Source organism: Acinetobacter lwoffii, from assembly GCF_049367455.1.
Classification (GTDB): Bacteria; Pseudomonadota; Gammaproteobacteria; order Pseudomonadales; family Moraxellaceae; genus Acinetobacter; species Acinetobacter lwoffii_W.
Genome location: NZ_JBMPXW010000001.1, coordinates 976,541 through 988,687, shown reverse-complemented (window position 1 = coordinate 988,687; position 12,147 = coordinate 976,541). Strand labels below are relative to the sequence as shown.

General features: G+C 43.7%; 13 protein-coding genes. 8 read left to right on the top strand and 5 right to left on the bottom strand.

Going from position 1 to position 12,147, the window contains the following annotated elements; genetic code table 11:
• The first annotated feature begins 332 nt into the window (after positions 1 to 332).
• From ACO1B7_RS04765 to ACO1B7_RS04740, 6 genes are all read left to right on the top strand, one after another.
• Positions 333 to 2,186: a putative bifunctional diguanylate cyclase/phosphodiesterase gene (locus ACO1B7_RS04765; RefSeq protein ID WP_423089860.1), complete on the top strand. Its 1,854-nt coding sequence runs from the start codon at positions 333 to 335 to the stop codon at positions 2,184 to 2,186.
• Positions 2,187 to 2,329: 143 nt separating this feature from the next.
• Positions 2,330 to 3,922, top strand: a complete 1,593-nt coding sequence (locus ACO1B7_RS04760) for a peptide chain release factor 3 (protein ID WP_004647433.1) — start codon at positions 2,330 to 2,332, stop codon at positions 3,920 to 3,922.
• Between the two features lie 111 nt (positions 3,923 to 4,033).
• Complete coding sequence (locus tag ACO1B7_RS04755) at positions 4,034 to 4,858, top strand: hypothetical protein (RefSeq protein WP_004647434.1); 825 nt, start codon at positions 4,034 to 4,036, stop codon at positions 4,856 to 4,858.
• A 44-nt stretch (positions 4,859 to 4,902) separates the two neighbouring features.
• Complete coding sequence (locus ACO1B7_RS04750; RefSeq protein WP_004647436.1) at positions 4,903 to 5,865, top strand: RsiV family protein; 963 nt, start codon at positions 4,903 to 4,905, stop codon at positions 5,863 to 5,865.
• Positions 5,862 to 6,683 carry a TatD family hydrolase gene (locus ACO1B7_RS04745; RefSeq protein ID WP_423089859.1) on the top strand — a complete coding sequence of 274 codons (822 nt, stop codon included), beginning with the start codon at positions 5,862 to 5,864 and terminating at the stop codon, positions 6,681 to 6,683. The genes ACO1B7_RS04750 and ACO1B7_RS04745 overlap by 4 nt, the downstream gene beginning before the upstream one ends.
• Before the next feature lie 127 nt (positions 6,684 to 6,810).
• On the top strand, positions 6,811 to 7,617 hold the full coding sequence (locus ACO1B7_RS04740) for an enoyl-ACP reductase FabI (protein WP_005103204.1): 807 nt from the start codon (positions 6,811 to 6,813) through the stop codon (positions 7,615 to 7,617).
• A gap of 175 nt (positions 7,618 to 7,792) precedes the next feature.
• Here ACO1B7_RS04740 and secB read toward each other — a convergent pair whose 3' ends face one another.
• The 4 genes from secB to rsgA form a co-directional block, all read right to left on the bottom strand.
• Positions 7,793 to 8,251, bottom strand: coding sequence for a protein-export chaperone SecB (secB, locus tag ACO1B7_RS04735; protein WP_004647439.1), 459 nt, complete (start codon positions 8,249 to 8,251; stop codon positions 7,793 to 7,795).
• 38 nt (positions 8,252 to 8,289) lie between these two features.
• Positions 8,290 to 8,544, bottom strand: a complete 255-nt coding sequence (gene grxC, locus ACO1B7_RS04730; protein ID WP_004278388.1) for a glutaredoxin 3 — start codon at positions 8,542 to 8,544, stop codon at positions 8,290 to 8,292.
• A 21-nt stretch (positions 8,545 to 8,565) separates the two neighbouring features.
• Positions 8,566 to 8,973 carry a rhodanese-like domain-containing protein gene (locus ACO1B7_RS04725; RefSeq protein ID WP_004647440.1) on the bottom strand — a complete coding sequence of 136 codons (408 nt, stop codon included), beginning with the start codon at positions 8,971 to 8,973 and terminating at the stop codon, positions 8,566 to 8,568.
• Between the two features lie 93 nt (positions 8,974 to 9,066).
• Positions 9,067 to 10,125, bottom strand: a complete 1,059-nt coding sequence (gene rsgA, locus ACO1B7_RS04720; RefSeq protein ID WP_004278384.1) for a ribosome small subunit-dependent GTPase A — start codon at positions 10,123 to 10,125, stop codon at positions 9,067 to 9,069.
• Between the two features lie 125 nt (positions 10,126 to 10,250).
• Here rsgA and orn point away from each other — a divergent pair, with 125 nt between their 5' ends.
• Positions 10,251 to 10,808 carry an oligoribonuclease gene (orn, locus tag ACO1B7_RS04715; RefSeq protein WP_004278381.1) on the top strand — a complete coding sequence of 186 codons (558 nt, stop codon included), beginning with the start codon at positions 10,251 to 10,253 and terminating at the stop codon, positions 10,806 to 10,808.
• A gap of 36 nt (positions 10,809 to 10,844) precedes the next feature.
• On the opposite strand, the gene ACO1B7_RS04710 is transcribed toward orn, so the two are convergent.
• Positions 10,845 to 11,096, bottom strand: a complete 252-nt coding sequence (locus ACO1B7_RS04710; protein ID WP_004647441.1) for a hypothetical protein — start codon at positions 11,094 to 11,096, stop codon at positions 10,845 to 10,847.
• 182 nt (positions 11,097 to 11,278) lie between these two features.
• Between ACO1B7_RS04710 and ACO1B7_RS04705 the strand changes: the two genes are divergently transcribed.
• Positions 11,279 to 12,049: a tRNA threonylcarbamoyladenosine dehydratase gene (locus ACO1B7_RS04705; protein WP_004647442.1), complete on the top strand. Its 771-nt coding sequence runs from the start codon at positions 11,279 to 11,281 to the stop codon at positions 12,047 to 12,049.
• Positions 12,050 to 12,147 lie beyond the last annotated feature (98 nt).

The following is a 12,147-nucleotide window of genomic DNA, read 5'->3' as shown; positions in this document are numbered from 1 at the left end:
GCCATCTGTCTAAATAAAAAGAAAAAAATTGTGATGGTGATCGAATAAATGAGCTAAAAAAATGAAGCTAAATATTTGCTTAAATTTGAAACACTTCTAATATATAAGTTGTATTTTATATTTCTGTTGAGTTTTATTTTTGGGGCAATTCTCAACTTCAAAAGAAAGAAATATAAATTCTAAATTTTAGTTAAGACTGATGTTGTTGCAGACCAATTGGCTTGCATGGATAGTCAGTCTTGAGATTTTACTGAGTTCAAATTTGACCGGGTGAAAATGGAAATATCAGTGCAGAGAATAATAAAAATGATCACCGATGGGGAACATTTTTTATGATTGATATTCAGCATGATATTGGTCTGTTCATCGGGTCCATTCTTTCTGCATTGGTTGCTTGCTATCTCATCGCACGGATTAAAAAATTTGCTTCAGGCGCTTTACAGCTAAACTTTAAAACCTTCAATTTAATGCTAACCGCCATGCTATTGGGCCTATTCATATGGTTGATCCATTTTATTGGGCTGACAGCAAGTTTTGTGCTGAATAAATATGAGATGGATTTGGGCCTGATGCTCCTGTCTGTTCTGGTGATATGCATTGCATCTATGTTTATCCTCTGGTTAAGTACCAGAAGTACCTGGTCATTTTTCCGGTCAGTTCTCGTATTAGGTGTGATCGCACTCAGCATCTTTGGCATGCACTATATTAGCATGATGTCATTCAATTTTACTGCCGCCCATATGCAACAGTCACCGGAATTAGTTCAGGCACATGATCAGCTATTTCTGGCCATGATACTGATGAGTGGATTGCTGCTGGTAACGCTGATTTGTATCATCGTGTCCGAACTGCGTGTGGGATTACGCAACCGTCAGCTTGCATGGGCCAATCAACAAATTGAAAATCAGACCATTCAGGACAATCTGACCAAATTACCTAACCGTTTGTATCTGGCTGAATATGCAAATCTGCTGTTTTCAGGTCAGTCCGAACAGCAGCATGAAATTGCTTTTTTATATATCGATCTGGATCGTTTTAAGGCAGTCAATGATGTGTTTGGCCATCTGGTCGGCGATCAGTTGCTGATTCAATTGACCACGCGGATTCATCTGTTATTAGGCCATCATTCCAAGCTGCTCAGAATCGGTGGGGATGAATTTCTGCTGGTACTGGAAAATACTTCAGTCGCCAAAGCTGCAAAAATGTCAGAACAGATTCTTGAACTGATTCAGGAAAGTTTCCTGATTGAAGGCAAGAGTATTCATATCTCGGGCAGTATTGGTATTGCCATGTATCCGGAGCACGGCAAAAATTTACAGGATCTGCTGGTCAATGCTGATGCCGCGATGCTGAGTTCCAAGTATCAGGGACGCAATACCTATTCAGTCTTTAATTACTCTACCGATCAGGATGAAAGCAAGAGTCAGAGTACCCTGATTAATGATCTATATAAAGCCGTGGAAGAACAGCAGTTTGTGCTGTTTTATCAGCCCAAGTTTTGGACCAAGGATCGTAGCTTGTGTGGGGTAGAGGCATTAATTCGCTGGAACCATCCCCAGTTTGGGCTGCTCGGCCCGAATCTGTTTATCAATGCAGCTGAAAAAACCGGACTGATTATTCAAATGGGCTATTGGGCATTGGAACTGGCTTGTCAGCAGATTCAAAAATGGCAACGGACACATACTGAATTTTTCCCTATCGCGGTCAATTTGTCTGCGGTACAATTTGAACATAAGCATCTGTTTAGTACTTTAGAAAAGTTATTTGCACAATATAAAATCAGTCCTCAGCATTTAATGATCGAGATTACTGAATCGACTGCCATGCATCATATTGATGTGAGTATGCGCAGCTTTAAGCGCTTAAGACAAATGGGCATCCGTCTAGCCATTGATGATTTTGGTACAGGGCATTCCAGTTTTCTCTATTTAAAGAATTTCGCCGTAGATGAGTTAAAAATTGACCGGGAATTTATCAAAAATCTGGCAGTCGGCTCCAAAGAAGAAATGATTCTGGAAAGCATTATTCAGCTGGCCATAAAACTGGGATTGGTGGTGACCGCGGAAGGTGTTGAAACAGAAGCGCAAGCGGAAATTTTAACCCGGCTCGGTTGTGAACAATTACAAGGTTTTTTACTGGGCTTGCCGGTAGATGAACAACGTTTAGAAAATTTACAATTCCATTAATAGCGCTCTAATTGATTGAGCGTCAGGATAGACAATATGGCTCACGGAACTCCACCCTGAAACTCTGCTACAATATCGCCAATTTTTTTCATATTGATCGAATTTGATCTCGAATGCTGTGCATTGAGCAGTAGGTATATTTCATGAGCTTTAAGCAAGAACTGGCGGCACAAGTCGCCCAGCGACGTACGTTCGCTATTATTTCCCACCCCGATGCCGGTAAAACCACCATGACAGAAAAATTGCTGTTATGGGGTCAGGCCATTCAGGTTGCCGGGATGGTAAAAAGCCGTAAATCTGACCGGGCCGCAACATCGGACTGGATGGAAATGGAAAAAGAGCGTGGTATCTCGATTACGACCTCGGTAATGCAATTCCCTTTTAAAGACAAGATGATCAATCTTCTGGACACCCCGGGACATGAAGACTTCTCGGAAGATACCTATCGTACCCTAACCGCAGTAGACTCTGCGCTGATGGTGATTGACGGGGCAAAAGGTGTCGAAGACCGTACCATTAAACTGATGGAAGTGTGTCGAATGCGCGATACTCCGATCATCTCATTCGTCAACAAAATGGACCGTGAAATCCGTGAACCGCTTGAGCTTCTGGATGAAATCGAAAACGTTCTGAAAATTAAATGTGTCCCGATCACCTGGCCGCTCGGTACAGGCCGTGATTTTGCAGGTGTATTCAATTTAATCGAAGAAAAATTCTACGTGTATAAAGCCGGTTTCGGTTCAGTCATTACCGAGATCGAAGTGCGAGATGGTTATGACTATCCTGATCTTCGTGAGAAAGTGGGTGAACTGGCTTGGGCGGCATTTGAAGAATCGCTGGAACTGGTACAAATGGCCAATGAGCCTTTAGATCGTGAAGAATTCCTGGCCGGTCGTCAAACGCCTGTGTTGTTCGGTACAGCCTTGGGTAACTTTGGTGTCGACCATGTTCTGGATGCCTTCAGTCAATATGCACCATCTCCTAAAGCCCATCCGACCCAAGATCGTGTTGTAGAAGCGGATGAAGAAGGCTTCACCGGTTTTGTCTTTAAAATTCAGGCCAATATGGATCCGAAACACCGTGACCGTATTGCTTTTATGCGGATCTGTTCAGGCAAGTATGAAAAAGGTCTGAAGATGAAGCATGTACGTCTGGATAAAGATGTGCGCATCAGCGATGCCTTAACTTTCCTTGCCGGCGATCGTCAGCATCTGGAAGAAGCTTGGCCAGGTGATATTATCGGTCTGCATAACCATGGCACCATCCAGATCGGGGATACATTTACCTCGGGTGAGAAACTTCAGTTTACCGGTATTCCACACTTTGCCCCTGAAATGTTCCGTCGTGTCCGCTTGAAAGATCCACTAAAATCTAAGCAGCTGCAAAAAGGTCTGAAAGAGCTTTCAGAAGAAGGGGCGACGCAGGTGTTTATGCCGCAGAATAACAACGATCTGATCGTTGGTGCTGTAGGTGTGCTACAATTTGAAGTGGTGGCTTACCGTCTGAAAGAAGAATACAAAGTTGATTGTGTTTACGAACCGGTCAGCATCAACACAGTACGTTGGGTGTCTTGCGATGATGAGAAGAAATTCAACGAATTCAAGAAAAAAGCTCATGACCAGTTGTCTGTCGATGGTGGTGGTCATTTGACATATCTCGCACCAAGCCGCGTGAATTTGCAGCTGATGCAAGAACGTTATCCGGACATCGTGTTCCACAATACGCGTGAACACTAAACTTTAACGTTCCGCAGCTAAAGTTTAAAAATATCAAACAGCTTCTCCGGAAGCTGTTTTATTTTATGCTACATTTAAGCAATTAATAACTCGATAGATATAGCAAAGAGAATGAAGCTCAGCAAGGAAGTCGTCCTCGGTTCTGTGATTGGTTTAAGTCTTGTCCTGAGTGGCTGTGATCAAAGCGAAAAAGAGCCTGTTAATACTCCGCAAAATGAGAAAATGACCGCAGCTCAGCAGACCGCAGATGTTTTGCCTTATCTGAATATTCAAGAGCAGCCGGCTAAAATTGCCTTGCCATTTTGTGAAAATAAAAACTGTATCAATCTGGATATTCAGACCTTGCATACGGTTGATCCATGGATGAACCAATGGATTGAAAAGCAGCAGGCCAAAGTGATCCAGGATCAAATTGGGTTGAAACAGGACATGAATTTACAGCAGGCGATCAATGCCTATGTAAAAAAATCGGATGCCTGGCAGGCGCAGCTCAATCTGAACAAGGCTTATGAGTTATCGCTATATACCCGCATTCCCTACCAGCGCAATCAATATGTATTGATGCAGATTGGGGTCGATACCAAACAGGAAAATGTCAGCGTGCATGAGCGCTATTATTTTTTTGTGGCTGATCGTCGCCAGCAGAAAATGCTGACTCCACTGGATATTATTGATCCTAAGCAACAGTTATTAATGGATCAGATTATTCAACAAGCTTATGAGACATGGCTCAAAGAAAACGATCAGCAAGTTCAGCAGAAAGCACCGAAAAAACTGTATTGGGGACAGGCTGACTGGTTCTTTGATCAGGAAGGCATTGGTCTGCATTTTCGCAGCCATGAAATTAGCAAAGATGCCAAACAACTGGATATTTATTTAACAAAACAACAAACACAACAGGTCTTGAAAGCTGATATCTATCAGCATATGTTTTAAAGCTCATGATCCTGCGAGATTACAGGTTCCAAAAAGGTGAATGAATGCCAAAATACAAGAATATCTTTTGTCTATCTATCCTGGCATCAGCGATCTTGCTGAGTGCGTGCCAGCCGAAGAGTAATGAGCCGGAAGAATCAAGTGCTTCCGAGGTGCTACAAGCCGAAGCTGAAGCACTTAAACTCAGCGGCGATACCGAAAAGCTCAAGCTGGCGATTCCAGAATGTGAAGACAAAAGCTGTCCGGAAATCTCGATCGAACGTCTGAACAGTAATCAGAGCTTTATTGATGAATGGATCGACCAGCAGATTCTGCAACAGTTGAAAAATATCCTGTCTCTTGATGCGATTGAACCGGCAAAAGTGAGCGCTGCCAGCGAAGCGGACGTTGCCGCCTCTGAACCCAAAGCTGCTTTAGCAACAGTGGTGACACCAAAACAGCAGCTTGAGCAGCAAACTCAACCTTATATGCAGACTTTCTTGAATCTGGATAAAGAGCTCAAGGCCCTGAGTGCCAGTCATAGTATTAGCCTGATGATTAAGCCCAAGATTCTGCATTCGGGTGATCCTCTAGCGACAGTAGTTTTGAACAGCAGTTATTATCTGGGAGGCGCACACGGGGCATCTGCACAGACTTATTATAATTTTGATCTGGAACAGAAAAAGCTGATCAAGCTGGATGACATTATTGCGGTCAAACAGAAAGCCCAACTGGAAGCGCGTGCTTATGATGCGTTTAAAACCTGGGTGGTAGAGTCCAAGCTGGCCAAAGATGTCGCCGAATATGAACAGGCCTGGAAGTTCAAGCTTACCGATAACTTCTATCTGGGCAAAGACGGCTTGATATTGCAGTATGCCGAATATGAAATTGGGCCATATGTTGTTGGCTTGCCACGTCTGATGATTCCTTATGAGCAGTTACAAGGTGTGCTGAAACCCGAATATCTGCCTCAAACTGAAAAAGCTGCCTCCGAGGCACAGCCAGCATCTGCTGCAAAAGCCAAATGACCTTAAAACTGTTTGATACGCATACCCATTTTGATGTTCCCGATTTTGATCCTGATCGGGAACAGTTGGCCTATACGGCCAAAGCGGTAGGTGTCGATCATCTGGTTTTAATTGGTTTTTTGCAAAACCGTTTTCAAGATTTGTTAAGGACCCATCACTTCATCAATGATCTGGAAAATGCCCCGCAAAGCCATTTGGCACCCGGCTTGCATCCGTTTTATATTGAACAGCATCAGGCTGAACATCTATACGATTTGGAACGGCTGCTCAAAACTGAACCATGCATTGCCATTGGCGAAATCGGTCTGGATACCTTTTTAAAACAGCACAAACAGGCGGAAATTTTTCAGAAGCAAAAAGATTTTTTTGCTGCACAGCTTGAACTGGCACAGCAATTTGATAAGCCGGTTTTGCTGCATATCCGCAAATCGCATGCGGAGGTTTTGCAGATTTTAAAACAGCAGCAGTTTAAACAGGGCGGCATTGCGCATGCCTTTGGTGGTGGGATTGAGGAAGCCAAGGCTTTTATCAAGCTGGGATTCAAACTGGGCATCACCGGGCAAATCACCAATCTAAATGCCAAAAAACTTCATCAAGTGGTGCAGTATGTCGGACCAGAACATCTGGTGCTGGAAACCGACTGTCCGGATATGACGCCGCTCTGTTGTCAAAGTTCGAGCGAACATCGTACTAGAAATACACCTGCAAATTTACCTTATGTGCTGCAAGGACTGGCAAAGAGTCTACATATGCACAAAGATGAACTGGCTGAACAGCTCTGGCAAAATACTCATCAGGCCCTGCATCTGGCCATTTAAGTTAACGCTCTTAACTCAGTCTTAAATTCCCAGTTCATCATAAAAAGAAAAAAAGGTGCATTATGCAATTTCTAAAACGCTCCAGACTTGGCATCATGCTATATACATTCTTTTAGGTGAGATTCACATGGCACAAGGACTTTTGGCGGGTAAGCGCTTCTTGATCGCGGGCATTGCGAGTAAATTATCGATTGCTTTTGGTATTGCTCAGGCATTGCATCGTGAAGGTGCTGAATTGGCTTTTACTTATCCAAATGAAAAGCTGAAAAAGCGGGTAGATGACTTTGCTGAACAGTTTGGTTCGAAACTGGTTTTTCCTTGTGATGTGGCAGTAGATGCTGAAATTGACCAGGCATTTGCCGAACTGGCTAAACACTGGGATGGTCTGGACGGCGTAGTGCATTCTATCGGTTTTGCACCGGCACATACGCTAGATGGTGACTTCACCGAGATCACGGATCGTGAAGGCTTTAATATTGCACATGACATCAGTGCTTATAGCTTTATTGCAATGGCACGTGCGGCAAAACCTTTGCTGCAAGTCCGTCAAGGCTGTTTGCTGACATTGACCTATCAAGGTTCTGAGCGTGTAATGCCAAACTATAACGTGATGGGTATGGCCAAAGCCTCTTTAGAAGCAGGCGTACGTTATTTGGCGTCTAGCTTGGGTCAGGAAGGTATTCGTGTGAACGCGATCTCTGCGGGTCCAATCCGTACCTTGGCAGCTTCAGGTATTAAATCATTCCGTAAAATGCTTGACCTGAATGAGAAAGTTGCACCACTGAAACGTAATGTGACGATTGAAGATGTCGGTAATGCCGCATTATTCCTGTGCTCGCCATGGGCTAACGGAATTACCGGTGAAATCCTGTATGTCGATGCCGGTTTCAATACGGTAGGTATGAGCGCTGATTTGATGGCGGATGCGGAATAAGTCCTATAAATCCTCTCTCCCTCAGGGAGAGAGTTAGAGAGAGGGGAATGACTTCTTTCTCTGAGTGAGGAAATGATTAAAATCCCCCTCATTCCCCCTTTGATAAAGGGGGAGGCCACTCAAGGCAATAAAAAAGACCGCATAAGCGGTCTTTTTTAGATTTGAAGAACAGCGATTAAGCTTGACCATCCACAGCAGCAGCTTGCGCACGTTGCATATTGGCTTCAAATTCAGCATCAAAGTTGATTGGAGTCAATAGCAATTGTGGGAAGCTGCCTTTAGTCACCATATCATTCACTGCTTCACGTAGGAAAGGGAACAGGATGTTCGGGCAGTATGCACCTAGGATGTATGGAAGACGCTCTTCTTCAACGCCATCTACCAGGAAAATACCGGCTTGAGTCACATCAACGATAAACGCGGTATCACCTTCGTTGGTCGCTTGAACCACGACTTTCAAAGCTACTTCAAAATGAGTTTCATCAATTTTTTCTGCAGAAGAAGAAAGATTGATGTTTAACTCAGGTTGCCATTGCTTGGTAAAAACTTGCGCCCCAGGAACTTCAAAAGAAATATCTTTGGTATAAATACGCTCTAATGCCAATTGTGGTTGAGCTTGTTGTTCTTCACTCATTTTTTGATCCTTAATATGAAGTGATAATTTTAGTAAGGTTAAGCCAGCAATTCATCAAGTTTGCCTTCACGCTCTAAAGCATAAAGTTGGTCAAAACCACCGATGAACTGATCATTAATAAAAATTTGTGGCACGGTACGGTGATTGGTACGCTGCATCAATTCAAGACGTACTTCAGGCGCTTCTTGAGACAAGTTAATCTCTTTATATGCCACACCCTTACGTTCCAGTAGCTGTTTTGCACGCACGCAATAAGGACACACTGTCGTCGAGTAAATAGTAACTTCAGCCATGATCAATCTCCTGTTCGTGGATTATTTGCTTTTCACCAAAGGTAAACCTTGAGCTTTCCAGTTGCTGACGCCGCCATCAAGACGGTAGGCATCGGCATGACCAACCTGCTGTAATGCAGTACCAGCCACCTGTCCAAGGTTACAAATGAACACCAAAGGGCGATCAGATGCTTTCAGCTCTTCAACATGTTTTGTAATCTGGCTATATGGAATATTACGGCTGCCGCTGATATGACCTTCACGGAAGTCTTTGGCATCACGTAGATCAACCAGCATGGCATTTTTTGCTTTGACTAAAATTCCCAGCGATTGCGGAGAAATTTTGCGACCGTTACGTTGACCTTCGATAATGAAGAACAAAACCACTAATACCGCGAGTGTTCCAAATAAGAAGGGGTGATTCCCCATAAACTCGAACCAACGTTCCACAATTCACCTAATTACAATTTTAAAATTGCCAAGAGTATAGCTCATAAATATGGTGATCAAAATCACCGCTTCAAGGGCCAAGGGTTAAGAAAATTAATTTTTTTGCTGTGCTTCAGTGATTTCGTCGATTAAACGTAAATAGCTGTCCAGTCGGCGCGGCAAAATTTCACCTTCGGCCGCAGCCTGACGCAAAGCACATTGTTTTTCATGCTTATGGGTACAGTTACGGAACTGACAATGGCCGAGCAGATTTTCAATTTCAGGAAAGCCGCTTTGTACCTTATCTAAAGTCAGATGCCACAGGCCAAATTCACGAATTCCCGGAGAGTCAATCAGGGCCGCACCTTCACCAAAACCGATCAAGCGCGTTGACGTCGTGGTGTGTTGACCGAGTGCCGAGTTTTCCGAAATAATATTGGTTTTCTGTGCGGCATCCGGCACGATCGCATTAATCAGCGTGCTTTTACCCACACCAGATTGACCAACAAAAGCCACCGTTTCATTTTCCAGACGATTAGATAGTGCAGTCAAGTCGCCATCGGATTGGGTCTGCATCACCTCATAACCAAGGTCTTGATATTCTTGCAGCAGAGTCAGAATCGGATCGTTTTCTTTCAATAAATCGGCTTTATTCATTACCAGCAATGCGGGAATGTCGGCATCGGCACAGGCCACTAGATAACGGTCGATTAGACCTGGCGCCGGCTCAGGCAATGGTGCAAACACAATCACAATCAGTGAAATATTGGCCGCTACCGGTTTAACCTTGTGATAGCGGTCAGGACGGGTCAATAAGGATTTACGGGGATGAATCGCGGTGATAATCCCTAAACCGGTATTCGGATCGGCTTGCCATTTGACCCGGTCACCCGTTACCAATAAATCCAGATTGGTTCGGGTATGACAGCGCCAGACGCTGTCCAGTTCAATCTCTTTCCAGAAGGGTTCAGGCTCACCATCGGCGACCACAGGTTTTTCAGGGTGAATGTCAGGACGAGACAAAGCTTGCACTTCAAGTTGGCGGCCATAATGTTGCACTACTAAACCTTCAAGATCACTGGAGGTATCGAGATCTTCTTGACGTGTTTTCTGTTGTTTCTGAATGCGGCGCTGTTGTTGCTCTGTCAGACGACGCTTACGTATTAAGGCCATTCATATCCTAAAAAAACCGGGTAAATCAGATGGCAAAAATAGCATGAAGCAGCCCCCGAATGACACCCAAGATGTAATTAATTTGCTACTATAGTTGTTTTTAAACCCAATAAGATTGCACATTTATGAGCAGCACCGCTGATACCCGCCTGATTTGGATTGACCTTGAAATGACAGGTCTAGACACAGACAATGATCAAATTATTGAAATTGCAACAATTGTAACCGATGACAATTTGAATATTTTGGCAGAAGGTCCTGTGCTTGCGGTACATCAGCCTGCACGTCTGTTAAATGCCATGGATGAGTGGAACACTCGCCAGCATGGCCAGTCCGGTCTGATTGAGCGTGTACGTCGCAGTAAACTGACCGCTCAGGATGCCGAGCAGCAAACTATTGAATTTCTGAAAAAATGGGTGAATCCAAAATCTTCACCGATGTGTGGTAACTCGATCTGTCAGGATCGCCGTTTCTTGCACCGCCTGATGCCTGAACTGGAGCAGTATTTCCATTACCGTAATCTGGATGTATCGTCAGTGAAAGAGCTGGCCAAACGCTGGCGCCCGGAAATCATGAGCGGCCTCAAGAAAAATGCTTCGCATCTGGCAATGGATGACATTCGTGATTCGATTGCGGAACTGAAATATTATCGTCAATATTTCTTTATCATGAATAAAGACTAAATTTCGATGAACTGAAAAGAGGCGCAAGCCTCTTTTTTATTTTACTGAACTGGATTTCTTTCTAGTGTAAAACTGCTCCATGCTTTCAAAGCCTACCCACGAGAGCAATAACACGATCAGATGATTCTGTGTTTCATAACGATCGAAAATAACCAAGCCAAATAATCCTAAAGTCATTAAACGAATGAGAATGCTGAGATAATAATTTTTGTTCTTTTGGCTGATCAGAACATAAAAATAAAGCCCGATACAAAGCACGTTCAAACCCAAAAGGGTGTTAAATAGCATGACATTTCACTCCTTTTGGCCAAATGACATAGAATTAATTTGTTGATATTTTAGTCAATCTCGAGTGGGTTGTCGCTCTCATCCAACCTGAATGTCATTTAAATCGATCAAAAATTTAGTGGCGGTAAAGAAAAGCGGATTTTGCTAAAATGATCCGGTATTTTTATTGCTATAGATGACCTATGACCGACCTGCTTCAAGATGATGAATATGATCGCCGTTTTGCTGGTGTTGCCAAAATTTATGGAGAAGACAGCTTTAACCATTATGAAAAAAGTCATGTGATGGTGATAGGCATCGGTGGTGTCGGTTCATGGGCGGTAGAAGCACTGGCACGTAGCGGTGTGGGCGAACTGAGCTTGGTCGATATGGATGTGGTGGCGGCCTCTAATATTAACCGTCAATTACCTGCCATGAGCACCACACTGGGTCATGAAAAAATTGAAATCATGGCTGAACGTTGCCGCGCAATTAATCCACGGATTAAAATTAATCTGATCGATGATTACCTGACGCCTGAAAATATCAAAGAAATTTTAGCAGGTGATCCAGATTTAATCCTCGACTGTATTGACGATGTCAAAGCCAAATTTGCTCTGATGCTACATTGTCGCTTTAACAAGATTCCTTTAATTGTATCGGGCGGGGCAGGGGGTAAACTGGACCCGCTGAAAATTCGGGTCGCCGATTTATCTAAAACCGAACAGGATCCGATGCTGGCCAAATTACGTGCCCAGTTACGCAGCAAAGGCATCTGCAAAAAGCCCAAAGAAAAATTCGGCATTACTTGTGTCTATTCCATCGATAATCCATTCTCCAGTGCCGATGTCTGCGCCAGTGCCGGCTTGCGCTGTGGTGGTTATGGCTCTGCCGTGGTGGTGACTTCGAGCTTTGCCATGGTCGCTGTAGCAGAAGGCTTGAAAAAACTCGATAATAAAAGAGCAAAAGCCTGATTTAAAAAATAAAAAGCACAATCTATGTGCTTTTTTTAAACTGGCGTTTAGAATGAAAGGATTCATTTGCAGAACAAAAATAATGTTTTGGAGCAGCT